General features: G+C 55.1%; 15 protein-coding genes. 11 read left to right on the top strand and 4 right to left on the bottom strand.

What is annotated here, in order from left to right; genetic code table 11:
* Positions 1 to 34 precede the first annotated feature (34 nt).
* From IM295_RS11620 to IM295_RS11580, 9 genes are all read left to right on the top strand, one after another.
* Complete coding sequence (locus IM295_RS11620; protein WP_193066718.1) at positions 35 to 3,724, top strand: DNA translocase FtsK 4TM domain-containing protein; 3,690 nt, start codon at positions 35 to 37, stop codon at positions 3,722 to 3,724.
* A gap of 127 nt (positions 3,725 to 3,851) precedes the next feature.
* Positions 3,852 to 4,466, top strand: coding sequence for an outer membrane lipoprotein chaperone LolA (gene lolA / locus IM295_RS11615; protein ID WP_028012557.1), 615 nt, complete (start codon positions 3,852 to 3,854; stop codon positions 4,464 to 4,466).
* Between the two features lie 9 nt (positions 4,467 to 4,475).
* Positions 4,476 to 5,819 (top strand): replication-associated recombination protein RarA, encoded by a 1,344-nt coding sequence (gene rarA / locus IM295_RS11610; protein ID WP_028012558.1) that lies wholly within the window; start codon positions 4,476 to 4,478, stop codon positions 5,817 to 5,819.
* A 92-nt stretch (positions 5,820 to 5,911) separates the two neighbouring features.
* Entirely contained in the window at positions 5,912 to 7,204 is a 1,293-nt protein-coding gene (gene serS, locus IM295_RS11605; protein WP_063154575.1) for a serine--tRNA ligase, read from the top strand.
* Between the two features lie 211 nt (positions 7,205 to 7,415).
* On the top strand, positions 7,416 to 9,860 hold the full coding sequence (gene dmsA / locus IM295_RS11600; RefSeq protein WP_028012559.1) for a dimethylsulfoxide reductase subunit A: 2,445 nt from the start codon (positions 7,416 to 7,418) through the stop codon (positions 9,858 to 9,860).
* A gap of 10 nt (positions 9,861 to 9,870) precedes the next feature.
* Complete coding sequence (locus IM295_RS11595) at positions 9,871 to 10,488, top strand: DMSO/selenate family reductase complex B subunit (protein ID WP_014883208.1); 618 nt, start codon at positions 9,871 to 9,873, stop codon at positions 10,486 to 10,488.
* A gap of 1 nt (position 10,489) precedes the next feature.
* Positions 10,490 to 11,353, top strand: coding sequence for a dimethyl sulfoxide reductase anchor subunit family protein (locus IM295_RS11590; protein ID WP_193051765.1), 864 nt, complete (start codon positions 10,490 to 10,492; stop codon positions 11,351 to 11,353).
* A 274-nt stretch (positions 11,354 to 11,627) separates the two neighbouring features.
* The gene (locus IM295_RS11585) at positions 11,628 to 12,776 is read left to right on the top strand and encodes an MFS transporter (RefSeq protein WP_045261768.1); all 1,149 of its coding nucleotides are present in this window, start codon (positions 11,628 to 11,630) and stop codon (positions 12,774 to 12,776) included.
* 122 nt (positions 12,777 to 12,898) lie between these two features.
* On the top strand, positions 12,899 to 13,429 hold the full coding sequence (locus IM295_RS11580) for an anti-virulence regulator CigR family protein (protein WP_193066717.1): 531 nt from the start codon (positions 12,899 to 12,901) through the stop codon (positions 13,427 to 13,429).
* 36 nt (positions 13,430 to 13,465) lie between these two features.
* Here the strand turns inward: IM295_RS11580 and pflA are convergent, their stop codons facing one another.
* The 4 genes from pflA to ycaO form a co-directional block, all read right to left on the bottom strand.
* The gene (gene pflA / locus IM295_RS11575) at positions 13,466 to 14,206 is read right to left on the bottom strand and encodes a pyruvate formate lyase 1-activating protein (RefSeq protein ID WP_028012563.1); all 741 of its coding nucleotides are present in this window, start codon (positions 14,204 to 14,206) and stop codon (positions 13,466 to 13,468) included.
* Between the two features lie 203 nt (positions 14,207 to 14,409).
* On the bottom strand, positions 14,410 to 16,692 hold the full coding sequence (gene pflB, locus IM295_RS11570) for a formate C-acetyltransferase (protein WP_023332542.1): 2,283 nt from the start codon (positions 16,690 to 16,692) through the stop codon (positions 14,410 to 14,412).
* 51 nt (positions 16,693 to 16,743) lie between these two features.
* The gene (focA, locus tag IM295_RS11565; RefSeq protein ID WP_028012564.1) at positions 16,744 to 17,601 is read right to left on the bottom strand and encodes a formate transporter FocA; all 858 of its coding nucleotides are present in this window, start codon (positions 17,599 to 17,601) and stop codon (positions 16,744 to 16,746) included.
* Positions 17,602 to 18,007: 406 nt separating this feature from the next.
* A complete protein-coding gene (gene ycaO / locus IM295_RS11560) occupies positions 18,008 to 19,768 on the bottom strand; it encodes a 30S ribosomal protein S12 methylthiotransferase accessory factor YcaO (protein WP_049136587.1) in 1,761 nt (586 codons plus the stop codon).
* A 127-nt stretch (positions 19,769 to 19,895) separates the two neighbouring features.
* On the opposite strand from ycaO, the gene IM295_RS11555 reads away from it, so the two are divergent.
* Together IM295_RS11555 and serC are read left to right on the top strand one after the other, a co-directional pair.
* Complete coding sequence (locus IM295_RS11555; protein WP_028012566.1) at positions 19,896 to 20,588, top strand: DUF421 domain-containing protein; 693 nt, start codon at positions 19,896 to 19,898, stop codon at positions 20,586 to 20,588.
* Between the two features lie 162 nt (positions 20,589 to 20,750).
* Positions 20,751 to 21,839 carry a 3-phosphoserine/phosphohydroxythreonine transaminase gene (serC, locus tag IM295_RS11550; RefSeq protein ID WP_063449166.1) on the top strand — a complete coding sequence of 363 codons (1,089 nt, stop codon included), beginning with the start codon at positions 20,751 to 20,753 and terminating at the stop codon, positions 21,837 to 21,839.
* The last annotated feature ends 10 nt before the right edge of the window (positions 21,840 to 21,849 follow it).

Below are 21,849 nucleotides of genomic sequence, written 5' to 3'. Positions count from 1 at the left end.
AGGCAGGATATGCCTGATACCTGGAGAGCCTTTCTTGAGCCAGGAATACACTGAAGACAAAGAAGTCACACTATCGAAGCTAAGCAGCGGACGTCGTCTCCTCGAGGCTTTGCTGATCGTTATTGCCCTTTTTGCCGTCTGGCTGATGGCAGCCTTACTCAGTTTCAACCCCTCCGATCCCAGCTGGTCGCAAACCGCGTGGCATGAGCCTATCCATAATTTAGGCGGCGTACCCGGAGCCTGGCTTGCGGACACGCTCTTTTTCATTTTCGGTGTGATGGCCTACACCATTCCCGTCATAATCATTGGCGGATGCTGGTTTGCATGGCGTCATCGTCAAAACGATGATTACATCGACTATTTTGCGGTTTCCCTGCGCCTGATTGGCGCCCTGGCGCTGATCCTCACCTCCTGCGGGCTGGCGGCGATTAATGCCGATGATATCTGGTACTTCGCCTCCGGTGGGGTGATTGGCAGCCTGCTGAGCTCTGCGCTACAGCCGATGCTTCACAGCAGCGGCGGCACGCTGGCGCTGCTCTGCATCTGGGCGGCCGGGCTGACGCTGTTTACCGGCTGGTCATGGGTGAGCATTGCCGAAAAGATCGGCAGCTTTATTCTTACGATCCTGACCTTCGCGAGCAACCGTACCCGCCGCGACGACACGTGGGTCGATGAAGAAGAATATGAAGATGAGTACGAAGAGGAAGACGATGCGCCGGTGCAACGTCGTGAATCTCGTCGTGCTCGTATTCTGCGCGGTGCCCTGGCGCGTCGCCAGCGCGTTGCTGAAAAATTTGCCAACCCGCTTGGACGTAAAACCGACGCGGCGCTCTTCTCCGGTAAGCGTATGGATGAAGACGAGCAGGTGGAGTACCGCGCAGCGGGTAGTGCAGTCGATCCTGATGATGTGCTTTTCTCCGGCAACCGGGCGATGCCGGGTGATTTCGATGAATACGATCCGCTGCTTAACGGCCATACCGTTACCGCGCCGGTTGCCGCGGCCGCAGCCGCAACGACAGCATCACAGGCGTATGCCGCGCCTGTCGAAGCCGTGATGCCATCCGCGCCGGTTCCGCCTCCGGAATCCGCTATTCAGCAGCCTCAGGTTGCCTGGCAGACCGCGCCGGGTGTCCACACGCCGGAGCCTGTTATCGCGCCGGAACCAGAGAGCTATATCCCCGTGCAGCAGGAGCAGTGGCAGCAGCCTTATCAGCCGCCGCAACCTGAGTATGAACAGCCGCACTATGAGCAGCCTGTGGCGCGGCCTTTTCAGGAGCACGTGCCTGAACCGGTTGAACCTGTGCAGCCTTATGTCGAGCCTCAGCCTGAACCTGAGGTGGTGGAAGAGGTGAAACCGTCTCGTCCGCCAATGTACTATTTTGAAGAAGTTGAAGAACGCCGTGCTCGTGAGCGCGAACAGCTGGCGGCATGGTATCAGCCTGTGCCTGAACCGGTGCAGGAACCTGCGCCAAAAGCCCCGTCGGTTTCGGTTCCACCGGTCGACCCGACGCCTGCTGTTGCCCCCGTAGCGGAAAGCGTGAAGCAGGCTACCGCAGCCGCAGCGGCGGCGGCACCTGTCTTTAGCCTGGCAACGGGCGGTGCGCCGCGTCCGCAGGTGAAAGAGGGAATTGGTCCGCAACTGCCTCGCCCTAACCGCGTCCGCGTTCCAACTCGTCGTGAGCTTGCCTCCTATGGGATCAAGCTGCCTTCCCAGCGGATGGCCGAAGAGAAAGCGCGTGGGACGGACTACGAAGATGATGCTGATGAAATGCAGCAGGACGAGCTGGCGCGCCAGTTCGCCGCGCAGCAGAATCAGCGCTACGGTGAAGACTATCAGCATGATGAACCTATGCTGGAAGACGAAGATGACGCTGCTGAAGCCGAATTAGCGCGTCAGTTTGCGGCAACCCAGCAGCAGCGTTACTCAGGTGAACAGCCAGCTGGTGCGAACCCGTTCTCATTATCGGATTTCGAGTTTTCGCCGATGAAAGATCTGGTGGATGATGGCCCGAGCGAGCCGCTGTTCACCCCAAGCGTGATGCCTGAAGCTGAGCCTGTGCGTCAGCCGCCTGCACCACCTGCCTACGCGCAGCCGCAACAGCCCGTTCAGCAGCCGTATACCCAACCGCAGCAGCCACAACAGCAGCCGCCGCAGTACCAGCAGCCAGCACCGCAGCCGCAGGAGAGCCTGATTCACCCGCTGCTGATGCGTAACGGTGATAGCCGTCCGCTGCAGCGTCCGAGCACGCCGCTGCCTTCGCTGGATCTGCTGACGCCGCCACCGGCTGAAGTCGAGCCGGTTGATACGTTTGCCCTGGAGCAGATGGCCCGTCTGGTGGAAGCCCGTCTGGCAGACTTCCGCATCAAGGCGGACGTGGTGAACTACTCGCCGGGTCCGGTGATCACCCGTTTCGAGCTGAACCTGGCGCCGGGCGTCAAAGCCGCGCGTATTTCTAACCTCTCCCGCGACCTGGCGCGTTCTCTGTCGACCGTGGCGGTACGTGTGGTGGAAGTGATTCCGGGTAAACCGTACGTTGGCCTTGAGCTGCCGAACAAGAAACGTCAGACCGTTTACCTGCGTGAAGTGCTGGATAACACCAAGTTCCGCGATAACCCATCTCCGCTGACCGTGGTGTTGGGTAAAGATATCGCCGGCGACCCGGTAGTGGCAGACCTCGCGAAAATGCCTCACCTGCTGGTAGCGGGTACCACCGGTTCCGGTAAATCGGTCGGCGTGAACGCCATGATCCTTAGCATGCTCTACAAAGCGCAGCCTGAAGACGTGCGTTTCATCATGATCGACCCGAAAATGCTCGAACTGTCGGTCTACGAAGGCATTCCGCACCTGCTGACGGAAGTGGTCACCGACATGAAGGACGCCGCCAACGCCCTGCGCTGGAGCGTCAATGAAATGGAGCGTCGCTACAAGCTGATGTCTGCGCTGGGCGTGCGTAACCTGGCCGGTTATAACGAGAAGATCGCCGAGGCGGCGCGCATGGGTCGTCCGATTCCGGACCCATACTGGAAGCCGGGTGACAGCATGGATGCCCAGCATCCTGTGCTGGAGAAACTGCCTTATATCGTCGTGCTGGTGGATGAATTCGCCGACCTGATGATGACCGTCGGGAAGAAAGTGGAAGAGCTGATCGCGCGTCTGGCACAGAAAGCGCGTGCGGCAGGTATTCACCTGGTGCTGGCGACCCAGCGTCCGTCCGTGGACGTTATCACCGGTCTGATTAAGGCGAATATTCCGACCCGTATTGCGTTTACCGTTTCGAGCAAAATCGACTCCCGTACCATTCTTGACCAGGGCGGCGCTGAGTCGCTGCTGGGAATGGGTGACATGCTGTACTCCGGCCCGAATTCCACCTCTCCGGTGCGCGTACACGGCGCGTTTGTTCGCGACCAGGAAGTACACGCCGTGGTGCAGGACTGGAAGGCGCGCGGACGTCCGCAGTACGTTGACGGCATTACCTCCGACAGCGAAAGCGAAGGCGGCGGTGGTGGCTTTGACGGCGGCGAAGAGCTGGATCCGTTATTCGACCAGGCGGTTAATTTCGTTACTGAAAAACGCAAAGCGTCCATCTCTGGCGTGCAGCGTCAGTTCCGCATCGGCTATAACCGCGCGGCGCGCATCATCGAGCAGATGGAAGCGCAGGGCATTGTGAGCGAGCAGGGGCACAACGGTAACCGTGAAGTGCTGGCTCCGCCGCCGTTTGATTAACCTTCAGCGATTGCAAAGAAGGGTAAATCAGCAAAAATTAAGCATATTCTTCTGTCGCCTGCCTTCGGGCAGGTCCAGAATAGAAACGGAAACCCCATTTCGGGAAGACGTATTTTAAGGAATAACAATGAAAAAAATCGCCATCGCCTGTGCATTACTCACCAGTTTTGTAGCCAGCAGCGTCTGGGCTGATGCAGCCAGCGACCTTAAAAGCCGACTGGATAAAGTAAGCAGCTTCCACGCCAGCTTCACGCAAAAAGTGACGGACGGCAGCGGCAATGCGGTGCAGGAAGGACAGGGTGATTTGTGGGTGAAACGCCCCAATCTGTTTAACTGGCATATGACCCAGCCGGATGAGAGCATCCTGGTTTCTGACGGTAAAACCCTGTGGTTCTTCAACCCGTTTGTTGAGCAGGCCACTGCGACCTGGCTGAAAGACGCTACCAGCAATACACCGTTTATGCTGATCGCCCGCAACCAGACCAGCGACTGGCAGCAGTACAACATTAAACAGAACGGTGATGAATTTGTCCTGACGCCGAAAGGCAGCAACGGCAATCTGAAGCAGTTCACCATCAACGTCAGCACCAACGGTACCATTAATCAGTTCGGCGCGGTTGAGCAGGACGATCAGCGCAGCAGCTACCAGCTTAAGTCTCAGCAAAACGGCGCCGTTGACGCATCGAAATTCACCTTTACCCCGCCGCAGGGCGTAACGGTGGACGACCAACGCAATAAGTAAGAGGCGTGAGTGAGCAACCTGTCGCTCGATTTTTCAGATAATGCGTTTCAACCTCTGGCCGCCCGTATGCGGCCAGAAAATTTAGCGCAGTACATCGGTCAGCAGCATCTGCTGGCTGCGGGGAAACCCTTGCCGCGCGCTATTGAGGCGGGGCATCTGCACTCCATGATCCTCTGGGGGCCGCCCGGCACCGGAAAAACCACGCTCGCTGAAGTGATAGCCCGCTATGCCAACGCTGACGTTGAGCGTATCTCGGCGGTAACGTCTGGCGTGAAGGAGATCCGCGAGGCGATCGAGCGCGCGCGTCAAAACCGCAATGCCGGACGCCGCACCATTCTCTTTGTCGATGAAGTCCACCGCTTCAACAAGAGCCAGCAGGATGCTTTCCTGCCGCACATTGAGGACGGGACGATCTTTTTCATCGGCGCGACCACCGAAAACCCGTCGTTTGAACTCAACTCGGCGCTGCTGTCCCGCGCCCGCGTCTACCTGCTTAAATCCCTGACCACGGAAGATATCGAAAAGGTTCTGACCCAGGCAATGGACGACAAAGCGCGGGGTTACGGCGGGCAGGATATCGTTCTGCCTGACGACACGCGACGTGCGATTGCGGAGCTGGTCAACGGCGATGCGCGCCGCGCGCTGAACACGCTCGAAATGATGGCCGATATGGCCGAAGTGGACGATGCGGGCAAGCGCGTATTGAAGCCTGAACTGCTCACGGAAATTGCCGGAGAGCGCAGCGCGCGTTTCGATAATAAAGGCGACCGTTTCTACGACCTGATCTCGGCGCTGCATAAGTCCGTACGCGGCAGCGCGCCGGATGCGGCGCTCTACTGGTACGCACGTATCATTACCGCAGGTGGCGATCCGCTATACGTTGCGCGCCGCTGTCTGGCGATTGCGTCAGAAGATGTTGGCAATGCCGACCCGCGCGCCATGCAGGTTGCGCTTTCAGCCTGGGACTGCTTCACCCGCGTAGGCCCGGCGGAAGGCGAACGCGCCATTGCGCAGGCAATTGTCTATCTGGCCTGCGCGCCGAAAAGCAATGCGGTCTATACCGCGTTTAAAGCGGCGATGTCGGATGCGCGCGAGCGCCCGGACTACGATGTGCCGGTTCATCTGCGCAATGCGCCAACCAAACTGATGAAAGAGATGGGTTACGGGCAGGAGTACCGTTACGCTCATGATGAACCCAATGCCTACGCCGCCGGGGAGGAATATTTCCCGCAGGAGATGGCACAAACGCGCTATTATCATCCCACAAACAGAGGTCTTGAAGGCAAGATTGGTGAAAAGCTCACCTGGCTCGCCGGACAGGATCAAAATAGCCCTATAAAACGCTACCGTTAGTTCAGTCGTTGCGGTAATGTTGGCAATTGTATCCTTGTGACCGCAGGCTGTGGTCACATTTCCTATTTTAATTCGATAAGCACAGGATAAGCATGCTCGATCCCAATCTGCTGCGTAATGAGCCAGACGCAGTCGCTGAAAAACTGGCACGCCGGGGCTTTAAGCTGGATGTAGATAAGCTGCGCGCTCTTGAAGAGCGTCGTAAAGTACTGCAGGTACAAACTGAAAATCTGCAGGCAGAGCGTAACTCTCGATCGAAATCCATTGGCCAGGCGAAAGCGCGCGGGGAAGATATTGAGCCATTACGCCTGGAAGTGAACAAGCTGGGTGAAGAGCTGGATCAGGCGAAAGCGGAGCTGGACGTTCTTCAGGCCGAAATTCGTGACATCGCTCTGGCTATCCCGAACATTCCTGACGAGAGCGTGCCTGTCGGCAAAGACGAGAACGACAACGTTGAAGTGAAGCGCTGGGGTACGCCTCGCGAGTTTGACTTCGAAGTGCGCGATCACGTGACGCTGGGCGAAATGCACGCGGGCCTGGACTTTGCCGCTGCGGTTAAGCTGACCGGCTCTCGCTTCGTAGTAATGAAAGGTCAGATTGCCCATCTGCACCGCGCCCTGGCGCAGTTCATGCTGGATCTGCACACCGAGCAGCACGGCTACAGCGAAACCTATGTTCCGTATCTGGTTAACCACGATACGCTGTACGGTACGGGCCAGCTGCCGAAATTTGCCGGCGATCTGTTCCATACCCGTCCGCTGGATGAAGAAGCAGACAGCAGCAACTATGCGCTGATCCCAACCGCGGAAGTGCCGCTGACCAACCTCGTGCGTGATGAGATCATTGACGAAGACGATCTGCCAATCAAGCTGACGGCACACTCTCCGTGCTTCCGTTCAGAAGCCGGTTCTTACGGTCGCGACACCCGTGGTCTGATCCGTATGCACCAGTTCGACAAAGTCGAGATGGTGCAGATCGTCCGTCCGGAAGAATCCATGGACGCGCTGGAAGAGATGACTGGCCATGCGGAAAAAGTGCTGGAGCTGCTGGGCCTGCCGTATCGCCGCATGGCGCTGTGCACCGGTGACATGGGCTTTGGTGCCTGCAAAACCTTCGACCTGGAAGTCTGGGTGCCTGCACAGAACACCTACCGTGAAATCTCCTCCTGCTCTAACGTCTGGGATTTCCAGGCGCGCCGCATGCAGGCACGCTGCCGCAGCAAATCTGACAAGAAAACCCGTCTGGTGCATACCCTGAACGGTTCTGGTCTGGCTGTTGGCCGTACGCTGGTTGCCGTGCTGGAAAACTACCAGCAGGCAGATGGCCGCATCGAGATCCCTGAAGTGCTGCGTCCATACATGAAAGGCCAGCAGTACATCGGCTAATTCTTTGCCTCACAACAAAAAAGCGCCTTCGGGCGCTTTTTTTATGCCTCTGAATTGACACGACGCAATACCCCCTCCCTCTAAAGTAGTAATACTCCTCCGAATGAAAGTCAGCATAAGACGCTGATAACGAAGAAATTCGTTATTTACAAAACTATATAGCGGTTCGTGCCGCCTCTTTTTTCTTTGTGAGCAACCAAAGTGAGTCTCTATGAAAATCAAAGCGCCTGAAGCGTTAATGGCTGCCGAGGTCACTCGCCGTGGGTTGATGAAAACCACGGCAATAGGCGGCCTGGCTGTAGCCAGCAGCGCCTTCACGCTCCCTTTTACCCGGCTGGCGTCGGCGGCGGACGCACTATCCGCAGCCGCAGCTCCGGAAAAAGTGGTGTGGAGTGCGTGTACCGTAAACTGCGGTAGCCGTTGTCCGCTGCGTATGCACGTGGTGGATGGCGAAATTAAGTATGTCGAAACCGACAACACCGGGGACGATAACTACGAAGGGTTACACCAGGTTCGCGCCTGCCTGCGCGGTCGCTCCATGCGCCGCCGCGTCTACAACCCGGATCGTCTGAAATACCCAATGAAGCGTGTCGGTAAGCGTGGGGAAGGGAAGTTTGAGCGCATTAGCTGGGACGAAGCCTACGACATTATCGCCACCAACATGCAGCGCCTGATCAAAGAGTACGGCAACGAGTCCATCTACCTGAACTATGGCACCGGGACGCTGGGCGGCACGCTGACTCGCTCCTGGCCACCGGGTAAAACGCTGGTCGCGCGTCTGATGAACTGCTGCGGCGGTTATCTCAACCACTACGGCGACTACTCTTCCGCACAGATTGCCGCAGGTCTGAACTATACCTATGGCGGCTGGGCCGACGGCAACAGCCCGTCCGATATCGAAAACAGTAAGCTGGTCGTCCTGTTCGGTAACAACCCGGGCGAAACCCGCATGAGCGGCGGCGGGGTGACGTACTACCTCGAGCAGGCCCGCGCCAAATCTAATGCCCGCATGATCATTATCGATCCGCGCTATACCGACACCGGTGCCGGGCGCGAAGATGAGTGGATCCCCATTCGGCCCGGTACCGATGCGGCACTGGTTTCCGCGCTGGCGTGGGTGATGATTACTGAAAACCTCGTCGATCAGCCGTTCCTTGACAAATACTGCGTCGGTTATGACGAGAAAACGCTGCCAGCCAGTGCCCCTGCCAATGGTCACTACAAGGCATATATTCTCGGCCAGGGCAGCGACGGCGTAGCGAAAACGCCGGAGTGGGCCTCCACCATCACCGGTATTCCGGTCGAGCGCATTGTTCAGCTGGCGCGTGAGATTGGTTCAGCTAAACCGGCCTACATCAGCCAGGGCTGGGGACCGCAGCGTCATGCGAACGGTGAAATCGCCACCCGCGCTATCTCCATGCTTTCAATTCTGACCGGCAACGTCGGCGTTCATGGCGGTAACACCGGCGCGCGCGAAGGTTCTTATGAAGTGCCGTTTGAGCGGATGCCGACGCTGGATAACCCGGTACAGACCAGCATCTCCATGTTTATGTGGACTGACGCAATCGAGCGCGGTCCGGAAATGACCGCGCTGCGTGACGGCGTTCGGGGTAAAGACAAGCTGGATGTGCCGATCAAGATGATCTGGAACTACGCCGGCAACTGCCTTATCAACCAGCACTCGGAAATCAACCGCACCCATGAAATTCTGCAGGACGACAAGAAGTGCGAGATGATTGTGGTGATCGACTGCCACATGACCTCCTCGGCAAAATATGCCGATATTCTGCTGCCGGACTGCACCGCGTCTGAGCAGATGGATTTCGCGCTGGACGCTTCCTGCGGCAACATGTCCTACGTGATCTTTACCGACCAGGCCATCAAGCCGCGCTTCGAGTGCAAAACCATCTATGAGATGACCTCCGAACTGGCGAAGCGATTGGGCGTCGAACAGCAGTTTACCGAAGGGCGTACTCAGGAAGGGTGGATGCGCCATCTGCACGAGCTCTCTCGTAAAGCAATTCCCGATCTGCCGGACTTCGACACCTTCCGCAAGCAGGGCATGTACAAGCAGCGTGACCCGGAAGGGCATCACGTGGCGTATAAAGCGTTCCGTGAAGATCCGCAGGCGAATCCGCTGACCACGCCGTCGGGCAAAATCGAAATCTACTCCGAAGCGCTGGCAAAAATCGCGTCTACCTGGGAGCTGCCGGAAGGAGATGTTATCGATCCGCTGCCGATCTACACGCCGGGGTTCGAAAACTATAACGATCCGCTGACGGCGAAATTCCCGCTGCAGCTGACCGGTTTCCACTACAAGGCGCGCGTGCACTCCACCTACGGTAACGTTGACGTACTGAAGGCCGCCTGCCGCCAGGAGATGTGGATCAACCCGATGGATGCCAAAGCACGTGGTATCCGTAACGGGGATCGCGTGCGTATCTTTAACGGTCGCGGCGAGGTACACATTGAAGCCAAAGTGACACCGCGCATGATGCCTGGCGTAGTGGCACTGGGGGAAGGGGCCTGGTACAGCCCGGATGCCAACCGCATCGACCAGGCAGGCAGTATTAACGTCCTGACCACGCAGCGTCCGTCGCCGCTGGCGAAAGGCAACCCGTCTCACACAAACCTTGTCCAGGTTGAAAAGGTTTAAGGAGTAACCGATGACAACCCAGTATGGATTTTTCATTGATTCCAGCCGTTGCACCGGGTGCAAAACCTGCGAGCTGGCCTGTAAAGATTATAAAGATCTAACCCCGGACGTGAGCTTCCGCCGCATTTACGAATACGCCGGGGGCGACTGGCAGGAAGATAACGGCGTCTGGCATCAGAACGTCTTTGCCTATTACCTGTCGATTGCCTGTAACCACTGTGAAGATCCGGCCTGCACCAAGGTGTGCCCGAGCGGGGCGATGCACAAGCGGGAGGACGGTTTTGTGGTGGTGGATGAAGATGTCTGCATCGGCTGTCGCTACTGCCATATGGCGTGCCCGTACGGCGCGCCGCAGTACAACGCCGCTAAAGGACATATGACCAAGTGCGACGGCTGCCACAGCCGCGTAGCGGACGGCAAAAAGCCAATCTGCGTCGAGTCCTGCCCGCTGCGCGCGCTGGATTTTGGTCCGATAGAAGAGCTGCGTCAGAAACACGGTCAGCTTGCCGCAGTGGCACCGCTGCCGTCAGCGCACTTCACCAAGCCGAGTATTGTCATTAAACCTAACGCCAACAGCCGTCCGACGGGTGACACCACCGGCTACCTGGCAAATCCGAAGGAGGTGTGAGATGGGAAGTGGATGGCATGAATGGCCGCTGATGATCTTCACGGTCTTTGGGCAGTGCGTAGTGGGCGGCTTTATTGTTCTGGCGCTGGCGCTGTTAAAAGGGAACCTCAATGCCGAACAGCAGCAGCGTTTAGTGTTGAGCATGTTTGGCCTGTGGGTGCTGATGGGGATTGGATTTATCGCCTCTACGCTGCACCTGGGCTCACCGATGCGCGCGTTCAACTCCCTGAACCGCGTGGGGGCGTCGTCGCTCAGTAACGAAATTGCCAGCGGGGCAATCTTCTTTGCCGTCGGCGGGCTGGGGTGGCTGCTGGCTGCGTTGAAGAAATTGCCTGCGGGCCTGCGCAGCCTGTGGCTGATCGTCACCATGGTACTGGGCGTGGTGTTCGTGTGGATGATGGTGCGCGTCTATAACACCATCGATACCGTTCCAACCTGGTACAGCGTCTGGACGCCAATGAGCTTCTTCCTGACGATGTTTATCGGCGGGCCGCTGCTGGGCTACCTGCTGCTGCGCGTGGCGGGGGTAAACGGTTGGGCAATGCGTCTGCTGCCAGCCGTTTCGCTGCTGGCGCTGGTGGTGAGCGCGATGGTCGCCCTGATGCAGGGGGCCGAGCTGGCAACCATTCACAGCTCTATCCAGCAGGCTTCTGCGCTGGTGCCGGACTACGGTTCGCTGATGGCCTGGCGTGTGGTGTTGCTGGCAGCTGCGCTGGCGTGCTGGATCGCCCCTCAGCTTAAAGGTTATCAGCCTGCACTGCCGCTCCTGTCACTGGCTTTTGTGCTGGTGCTGGCAGGGGAGTTAATTGGTCGCGGTGTGTTTTACGGCCTGCATATGACGGTCGGTATGGCTATCGCCAGCTAATTTCATTTTTCGTTATAAAAAGCCGGGACATAGCGCCCGGCTTTTCTTTTTTCATTCATGAAATTTTTCGACTGTCGTTTTGTTTTAATTTCGGTCATTGATAAATAAAAACAGACACATAATTAATATCTATAGCAGGCGCTGCATTAGCAGGATAAGTTTTTTAAATCGACAGGGAACATATTGTGCGAGCCGGTTAAATCTGTGGATTGACTTTGTTTTTGCCAGTGGCATGATGCGCACGAAATCTGAACTTCCTCACGGTTTTTAATCCATGACCACCTATACCCGGCCAGTGCTCCTGTTGCTCTGTGGCCTGCTTCTGTTGACCCTGGCGATCGCCGTGTTAAACACGCTCGTCCCGCTGTGGCTCGCCCATGAAAACTTACCGACCTGGCAGGTGGGTATGGTCAGCTCGTCCTTTTTCACCGGGAACCTGTTGGGCACATTATTAACCGGTAGCCTGATTAAGCGCTTTGGCTTTAATCGCAGCTATTATCTGGCCTCGCTGATTTTCGCTGCCGGGTGCGCCGGGCTGGGTCTGATGGTGGGCTTCTGGAGCTGGATGGCATGGCGCTTTATCGCCGGCGTCGGCTGCGCGATGATTTGGGTGGTGGTTGAAAGCGCGCTGATGTGTAGCGGTACCTCCCGCAACCGTGGACGTCTGCTGGCGGCCTATATGATGGTTTACTACGTCGGTACCGTTCTGGGTCAACTGATGGTCAGCAAACTGCCAACCGACCTGATGAGCGTGCTGCCGTGGGTAACCGGCATGGTGCTGGCAGCGATCCTGCCGCTGCTCTTTACGCGCATTGTTAACCAGAACAGCGAACATCAGGAAGCGACCCACGTCTGGCCGATGTTGAGGCTCCGTCAGGCGCGTCTGGGCGTTAACGGCTGTATTATTTCGGGAATTGTACTGGGCTCGCTCTATGGCCTGATGCCGCTCTACCTGAATCATCAGGGCGTCAGCGATTCCGGAATTGGTTTCTGGATGGCGGTGATGGTCAGTGCGGGTATTGTGGGGCAATGGCCGATTGGCCGCCTGGCGGACCGCTTTGGTCGTCTGCTGGTGCTGCGCGTTCAGGTCTTCGTGGTGATCATGGGATGCCTTGCGATGCTCAGCAACGCCGCGATGGCGCCTGCGCTGTTTATTCTCGGGGCCGCCGGCTTTACGCTCTATCCGGTAGCGATGGCCTGGGCCTGTGAGAAAGTCGAGCATCACCAGCTGGTGGCAATGAACCAGGCGCTGTTACTGAGCTATACCATCGGCAGCTTATTAGGGCCGACGTTTACCGCGATGCTGATGCAGAATTACTCTGATAATTTATTGTTTATCATGATTGCCAGCGTGTCGTTTATTTATCTCCTGATGCTGCTGCGCAAAGCGGGCGAGCATCCAACCCCTGTGGCGCATGCCTGATTAAATAAAAGCCTGTCGATGACAGGCTTTTTTGTCCCTGTCACATATAAGACTTTTACGCATTGTTTGTTTTCCCCGCCTGGCGATAATTCAAATGAGTTCTACCACAAAAGGCAACAATCATGTCTATACGTCGTTTTTCCACTACCGCACTTGCCGTAGTGTTGTCTTTAACGTTTGCAACGGCTCCGGTCATGGCTAATCCTGGAAACGGGAATGGTGGTGGTCATGGAAACAGTGGCGGACAAGGTAATGGCGGCAATCATGGTAACGGGAATTCTGGTAATTCCGGTAACCATGGTAATAAGCAAAATAGCGGAAAGGAAAACCCTGGAAAATCGGATAAGAACTTCAAAAACAGCAAAGATGTCGGTAATGACGTCGACGCTCGCGTGAGTTTCGATCATGCCCGCCACCTGGCACTGAATTATGGATTAACGGGCTATGAGTCTCTGCCTCCGGGGATTGCGAAAAACCTCGCCCGCGGTAAACCGCTTCCTCCGGGCATTGCGAAGAAGACCGTACCAGCCTCTATGCTCGGCCAGCTTCCTTCCTACCCGGGCTATGAATGGCGCGTGGTCGGGGACGACCTGGTCTTAATTGCGCTGAGTACGGCGATTGTGACCTCCGTAATTAACGGCGTCTTTAAATAGAATATAAAAAGGCCCGGTTCTTACCGGGCCTTCTCTTTAATACATGACCTTGTGGCCATACTGCTCAAGAATACCTTTCACGCGTTCCATCGTCTCTTTTTTCGGCGGCTTCACGCCATCAAGCTTGTACTCTTCGCCCATCGCCACCCATTTATGTTTACCCAGTTCGTGATAGGGCAGAAGCTCAATTTTCTCGACGTTGCCCATGTCGCGGGTAAATTCACCCAGGCGATGCGCGGAGTCATCGTCATCTGACCAGCCGGGAACAACAACGTAGCGGATCCAGGTTTTGATGCCTTTATCGGCGATGTATTTGGCAAACTCCAGCGTACGGTGGTTAGAAACGCCAACCAGATTCTGGTGGATCTCATCGTTCATTTGTTTGAGATCGAGCATGACCAGATCGGTCACGTCGAGCAGTTCATCAATGACCGGATCGTAGCGGCGTACAAAGCCGTTGGTGTCGAGACAGGTATGAATGCCTTCTTTATGGCAGGCGCGGAACCAGTCGCGGACAAACTCAGCCTGAAGAATAGCTTCACCGCCGGACGCGGTCACGCCACCGCCGGATGCGTTCATAAAGTGGCGGTAGGTCACCACCTCTTTCATCAGATCTTCCACGGTGACTTCTTTACCGCCGTGCGTGTCCCAGGTGTCGCGGTTATGGCAGTACAGGCAGCGCATCAGGCAGCCCTGGAAAAAGGTAATAAAGCGGATCCCCGGGCCATCGACGGTGCCACAGGATTCAAAGGAGTGAATGCGACCAATAGTTGACATTGCGGTGATATCTCCGAATTTGGCCCATCCGGGGGCCTGTGTAGTTGCACAGCTCAAAGGCTATGTCGAGTCTGTTTTGGCTGTTATCCATAAAGTATAGATAGCGGACAAAAGAGACTGGTGAAGCGAGGGTGTTAAAAAGGCCCCACTTGCGTGGAGCCTTTATTGTACGCTTTTTAACGCGTGATTTCAGTCAATTCCACTTACATGGACTGAGTGAAAGTACGGGTGATAACGTCCTGCTGCTGTTCTTTCGTCAGGGAGTTAAAACGTACTGCGTAGCCAGATACGCGGATGGTCAGCTGAGGATATTTCTCAGGATGTTCCATCGCGTCGAGCAGCATTTCACGGTTCATTACGTTCACGTTCAGGTGCTGACCACCTTCGATGGACGCTTCGTGGTGGAAGTAACCATCCATCAGACCCGCGAGGTTAGTTTTACGCACTTCGTCGTCTTTACCCAGCGCGTTTGGCACGATAGAGAAGGTGTAAGAGATACCATCTTTCGCGTAAGCAAACGGCAGTTTAGCAACGGAGGTCAGAGAAGCTACAGCACCTTTCTGGTCACGACCGTGCATTGGGTTAGCACCTGGGCCAAATGGCGCGCCAGCACGACGACCGTCTGGGGTGTTACCGGTTTTCTTACCATACACAACGTTAGAGGTGATGGTCAGAACAGACTGAGTCGGGATAGCGTTACGGTAGGTAGTGAGTTTCTGAATTTTCTTCATGAAACGTTCTACCAGGTCAACCGCCATGTCATCAACGCGAGAATCGTTGTTACCAAACTGCGGATATTCGCCTTCGATTTCGAAGTCTACGGCCAGGCCGTCTTCGTCACGAATTGGTTTAACTTTCGCATATTTGATTGCAGACAGGGAGTCAGCCGCAACGGACAGACCTGCGATACCACACGCCATGGTGCGGATAACGTCACGGTCGTGCAGCGCCATCAGAGAGGCTTCGTAGCTGTACTTGTCGTGCATGTAGTGGATAACGTTCAGCGCGGTCACGTACTGCTTAGCCAGCCAGTCCATGAAGTGGTCCATGCGCTCCATGACTTCGTCATAGTTCAGCACGTCGCCTTTGATTGGCTCAGACTTAGGACCCACCTGCATTTTCAGTTTTTCATCAACGCCGCCGTTGATAGCGTACAGCATGGTTTTCGCCAGGTTTGCACGCGCACCGAAGAACTGCATTTGTTTACCAACAACCATTGGGCTTACGCAGCAAGCGATAGCGTAGTCGTCGTTGTTGAAGTCCGGACGCATCAGGTCATCGTTCTCGTACTGCAGAGAAGAGGTGTCGATGGACACTTTAGCGGCGAATTTCTTGAAGTTCAGAGGCAGTTTTTCAGACCACAGAACGGTGATGTTTGGCTCCGGAGAAGGACCCATGGTGTACAGGGTGTTCAGGAAGCGGAAGCTGTTTTTGGTAACCAGCGTACGGCCGTCAACGCCCATACCGCCGATTGATTCTGTTGCCCAGATTGGGTCACCAGAGAACAGTTCATCATATTCTGGGGTACGCAGGAAGCGAACCATACGCAGTTTCATGACCAGGTGGTCAATCATTTCCTGAGCGTCTTGCTCGGTGATTTTGCCTGCTTTCAGGTCACGTTCGATGTACGCATCCAGGAAGGTGGATACGCGGCCGAAGGACATTGCTGCACCGTTCTGAGACTTAACAGCGGCCAGGTAGCCGAAGTAGGTCCACTGAATAGCTTCCTGAGCGTTGGTCGCAGGACCAGAGATATCGCAGCCGTATTTAGCCGCCATCTCTTTGATCTGACCCAGCGCGCGGTGCTGTTCAGCAATTTCTTCACGCAGACGGATAGTCGCTTCCAGGTTTACGCCGTTTTCCAGGTCAGACTGCAGGGAAACGAACTGCGCGTATTTGTCTTTCATCAGGAAGTCGATACCGTACAGCGCAACGCGACGGTAGTCACCGATGATACGGCCACGGCCATAGGCATCTGGCAGACCAGTCAGAACGCCAGATTTACGGCAGTTCAGAATGTCTTTGGTATAAACATCGAATACGCCCTGGTTATGGGTTTTACGGTATTCGGTGAAGATTTTTTTCAGCATTGGGTCCAGCTCGCGGTTATACGCTTTGCAGGAACCTTCAACCATTTTGATACCACCGAACGGGATGATTGCGCGTTTCAGTGGTGCTTCAGTCTGCAGACCAACAATTTTCTCAAGGGCTTTGTTGATGTAGCCAGCATCGTGAGAAGTGATGGTGGATGCAACGGAGGTGTCAAAATCAACTGGCGCGTGAGTGCGGTTTTCCAGTTTAACGCCTTCCATTACGCTGTCCCACAGCTTTGTGGTCGCGTCAGTTGCGCCAGCCAGGAAGGATTCGTCACCTTCATACGGGGTATAGTTTTTCTGAATGAAGTCACGGACGTTGACTTCATTCTGCCAGTCACCTTTCGCAAAACCTTCCCAGGCTGTGGCTAACTTTTCATTAAGCTCGGACATGTAACACCTACCTTCTTAAGTGGATTTTTTATTTACTGCCTGAGACAACCATTAATGATGGTCGCCGCCACGCAGGTAAATGACCCAGTATGTCAACCCAACTAACAGACCCCCACCGATAATGTTCCCGATAGTGACGGGGATCAGGTTATCAGTAATGAAATTCATAATAGTCAGGTGAGAGAAACTTTCCGGGGATGAACCAACTGCGGTCCAGAACTCCGGGCTTGCAAAGTTGCGGATAACAATCCCCATCGGGATCATGAACATATTCGCAATACTGTGCTCGAAGCCGCTGGCAACAAACATCGCAACCGGCAGAACCATAATCATGGCTTTATCCATCAGGCTACGACCCGAGTAGCTCATCCATACAGCCAGGCAGACCATCAGGTTTGCGAGGATGCCGAGAGCAACGGCTTCGATAAATGTGTGATGCATTTTGTGGTCAGCGGTTTGCAGGACATTAAGCCCCCAGCCACCGTTGGCGGTCATATACTCGCCAGAGAGCCACATCAACAGAACAAAGAGCAAACAGCCAATCAGGTTACCAACGTAGACGTTAAGCCAGTTGCGCGCCAGTTGACCCCAGGTAATTCTTCCGCTGGCTTTCGCCACAACAATCAGCACCGTTGAGGTGAAGAGGTCGGCGCCGCAAATGACGCAGAGAATCAGACCCAGTGAGAAGCAAATGCCGCCAATCAGTTTGGCCATGCCGAAAGGCATTCCGGCAGTACCGGTGGTGGCGGTGATGTAGAAGACGAAAGCGATAGAGATGAACACACCAGCGGTGATCGCCAGATAGAACGTCTTCATCGGATGTTTCGTTGCTTTATAGACACCCGCTTCTTCGGCAACTTTTGCCATCGCGGCGGGGAGTAAAAGATCAAAAGGGTTGTCAGCTTTCACACTAACTCTCTCTTTATTAAGTCGGCGACGAGATACTAACAAAGCATTATAGAAGAGAAATTGATATAGATCATATCTCGCCTGGCTTATAGGCCCGCAGTATGTATGGTTTTACAACAAATGCGGTGTAAGTATTTGATTATCCGTATAAAAATAAATTTTAAAAGTTATGAAAAGAGTTGAATTTTTTCGTTCGGCCCCCTTCGAAACAGTTAATTAATATGGAGTATTTACCATAAAAAGTAACAATAAAGCCCAGGCAAATATTATTATATTTACCCGTGTTTAACTTTATTATTACAATCAACAATCATTGCCGAAGAGAATAAAAAACGGGGCAATGAAATTGCCCCGTAATATAGCCCAGACGATTGAATACGCCTACTGCCGTTAATGTTATATGCGTTTATTTTGACCAGTAAGCGGCTTTTGCTTTCTGCAGCTTTTCATAGGCCTTCAGCAGAGACTGATGCGCCGGGAAGGCTTTCAGATCGCTGTCAACCGCCTGCAGACCGTAGAACGGCTCTTCACCGCTCAGCGCCGCGCTGGCGGCTTCAACCGCTTCAGCACCGTACATACGTACGAAAGCGTTCAGGTACTGCAGTGGCTCGCGATCGTCTTCCTGTGCAAGCAGCAGCAGGGTTTGCAGGCAGCGGTAATAGTTGGTGCGCTCGGCGGAGAAGACCGACTGGTTAAACTCCATGGTCCATTCTGTCCAGGCCAGAGCCTGATCCAGATCGCCGCCCGCGAGGGCCAGCATCGCTTTCAGTTCACCGATGCGCAGCGTGTACCAGCCGTTGTCTTTCCCGGTCGCCAGACCCAGCAGCTCGCGCACGCGGGTAAAGTCATCGTGGCCTTCATCGTCCAACTGGGCTATCAGGTTGAGATAATCTTCTTTTTCCCACTCGCTGCCCGGCAGGGAGAGTAGGGTTTCACGCAGGTGCGCGCCCATGCTGTTGTTTGCGAGCCACAGATCTTCCGCCGGGTAGATATCGGACATGCCTGGTACGATGATGCGGCACGCGTAAACGCCCAGGTGTTCGTAGTCGGCAATGTAGACTTCCTGATCTTCGGCGTCGAAGATTGCCATCAATGTAGCGAACTCTTCTTCGGTGGTACCGGCAAAGCTCCAGTCCACGAACGGATAGTCCGCGTCCTGCTTGAACATATCCCAGGAGATCAAACCGCTGGAGTCGATGAAGTGGGTTTCGAGGTTGGTGTGCTCGGCCACTTCTTCATCGTCAAACGTTGGCGGCGTAAACACGTCGAGATCTTTCAGGCTACGGCCCTGCAGCAGCTCGGTCACGGTACGCTCCAGCGCCACGCCGAAGTCCGGGTGCGCGCCGAAGGAGGCGAAGCAGGTTCCGTTAGTCGGGTTAAACAGCACGACGCAGATAACCGGATATTTACCGCCCAGCGAGCCGTCATACGCAAAGATTGGGAAACCTTCGGCTTCCAGTTTGGCGATGGATTCCACCACGCCCGGGTAGCGCGCCAGCACGTCTGCCGGAATTTCAGGCAGGCTGATGGATTCGGCAATAATGCGGTTTTTGATATGACGCTCGAAGACTTCAGAGAGACCCTGCACGCGCGCTTCATTGCGGGTGTTACCGGCGGACATACCGTTAGACACATACAGGTTGCCGACGATGTTCATCGGGATATAGACGGTCTGCTCGTCAGACTGACGGGTGAACGGCAGGGCGCAGATCCCACGCTCTTCATTACCAGACTGCAGATCGATCAGCATGCTGGCGGTCAGTTCGTTTTCCGGATCGTAGAAGGCACGCAGACGGCCATCCAGAATGCCTTCCGGCAGTTCATCGTCTTCGGTCAGCGGGAACCATTTTTCGTTCGGATAGTGAACGAACGGGCCGTTGGCGATGGTTTCACCCAGCCAGAAGTCAGCGAAGAAATAGTTGGTGGACAGACGCTCAAAATACTCACCCAGCGCAGAGGCCAGTGCCGCTTTTTTCGTCGCACCTTTACCGTTGGTAAAGCAGAGCGCGCAGTCTTTGTCGCGAATGTGCACGGACCAGACGTGAGGCACCGGGTTCAGCCAGGAGGCTTCTTCGATGTTAAAGCCCAGGTCGGTCAGTTTCTGCTGGAAGCGAGCGATGGAATCTTCCAGAGCGGCGTCTTTGCCGGGGATAAACGTTTGAGTCATGGCGTTCACTTTTATCGTACGTAAAGCGCGCAATGATACGGGTTTTGCGTGACGGGTGCTATCTCCGGCGAAAATAAATGGCTGGGCTATGCTTAGTAGCAGTAACTGACTGTTAAGGCATAGAAAAATGAAAGCATTTGATCTCCAGCGGATGGCGTTTGATAAAGTTCCACCTGAATTTCTGGGCGAAGTGGCGCTGCGCAGCCTGTATACCTTCGTACTCGTCTTCCTGTTTCTCAAAATTACCGGCCGTCGTGGCGTTCGTCAGATGTCGCTGTTTGAAGTGCTGATCATCCTGACGCTGGGCTCGGCGGCGGGGGACGTCGCGTTTTATGACGACGTGCCGATGGTGCCGGTGTTTATCGTATTTGTTTCCCTCGCCTTGCTTTACCGGCTGGTGATGTGGCTGATGTCAAAAAGTGAAAAGCTGGAAGATCTGCTTGAAGGGAAACCGGTCGTTATTGTCGAGGACGGTCAACTGGCCTGGGAAAATGTGCAAAGCGCCAATATGACCGAGTTTGAGTTCTTCATGGAGCTGCGCCTGAATAGCGTTGAACAGCTCGGACAGGTGCGGCTGGCGATCATGGAAACCAATGGGCAAATCAGCGTCTATTACTATGCTGATGACGACGTTAAGCCCGGCCTGTGTATCCTGCCGGATATGTTAGTAGAACGGTTCAGGGTGATACCTGAAACCGGGGAGTATGCATGTATAAAATGTAGTCATGTTGTGGGGATGCATGCGGGCGATCATCAATTATGCCCTCGTTGTGCAAATCCGGAATGGACAAAGGTTAGCCGGGCTAAACGCCTCGTCTGACAGCGATTTTGTCGGTTTTGTGACGACGAGGCGGCAGATTGTTTTGTGTGACGAAGGGCACATTTCCCCGGTCATAAGTTTTAGACATTGCGGCGCGTGTCACTGAATGATAAAACCGATATCCACAGTTATAACTTATGGCTTTTAGCGTGGTGAGGGGAAATGGCTCAAGTTTTTAATTTCAGTTCAGGTCCGGCAATGTTACCGGCAGACGTGCTCAAACAGGCTCAACAGGAGCTGTGTGACTGGAACGGTCTGGGTACGTCGGTGATGGAAATCAGCCACCGGGGTAAAGCGTTTATTCAGGTGGCGGAAGAGGCAGAAAAGGATTTTCGCGATCTGCTGAACATTCCCTCGAACTACAAAGTATTGTTCTGTCACGGCGGTGGACGCGGCCAGTTTGCGGGCATCCCGCTCAATCTGCTGGGCGACAAAACCACCGCTGATTACGTCGATGCCGGCTACTGGGCAGCCAGTGCGGTAAAAGAAGCGCACAAATACTGCACGCCGAACGTTATCGACGCCAAAGTGACCGTTGACGGTCTGCGCGCCGTGAAGCCGATGAGCGAGTGGCAGCTGTCTGACAACGCCGCGTATCTCCACTACTGCCCGAACGAAACCATCGACGGCATCGCCATTCACGAAGAGCCAGACTTTGGCGACAATGTCATTGTGACGGCGGACCTCTCTTCAACCATTCTGTCCACTCCGCTGGACGTCAGCCGCTACGGCGTCATTTACGCAGGTGCTCAGAAAAACATCGGTCCTGCTGGGCTGACTATTGTCATCGTCCGTGAAGACCTGCTGGGGAAAGCCCATAAGTCCTGCCCGTCGATTCTCGATTACACCGTCCTGAATGACAACGACTCCATGTTCAACACCCCACCTACGTTTGCCTGGTATCTCTCCGGCCTGGTCTTCAAATGGCTGAAGCAAAACGGCGGCGTGGCGCAGATGGACAAGATCAATCAGCAGAAAGCCGAACTGCTGTACGGCACGATCGACAAGAGCGATTTCTACCGTAACGATGTGGCGAAAGCGAACCGTTCCCGCATGAACGTACCGTTCCAGCTTGCAGACAGCAGCCTGGACAGCGTGTTCCTGGAAGAGTCGTTCGCGGCGGGTCTGCACGCGCTGAAAGGCCATCGTGTGGTTGGCGGGATGCGTGCTTCTATCTATAACGCCATGCCGCTGGAAGGGGTTAAAGCTCTGACCGATTTCATGATCGACTTCGAACGTCGTCACGGTTAATTTGCTGTTT

Origin of the sequence: Enterobacter cloacae complex sp. P14RS (assembly GCF_014895895.1) — a bacterium.
GTDB lineage: Bacteria > Pseudomonadota > Gammaproteobacteria > Enterobacterales > Enterobacteriaceae > Enterobacter > Enterobacter bugandensis.
This window is presented reverse-complemented; position numbering and strand designations above follow the sequence as displayed.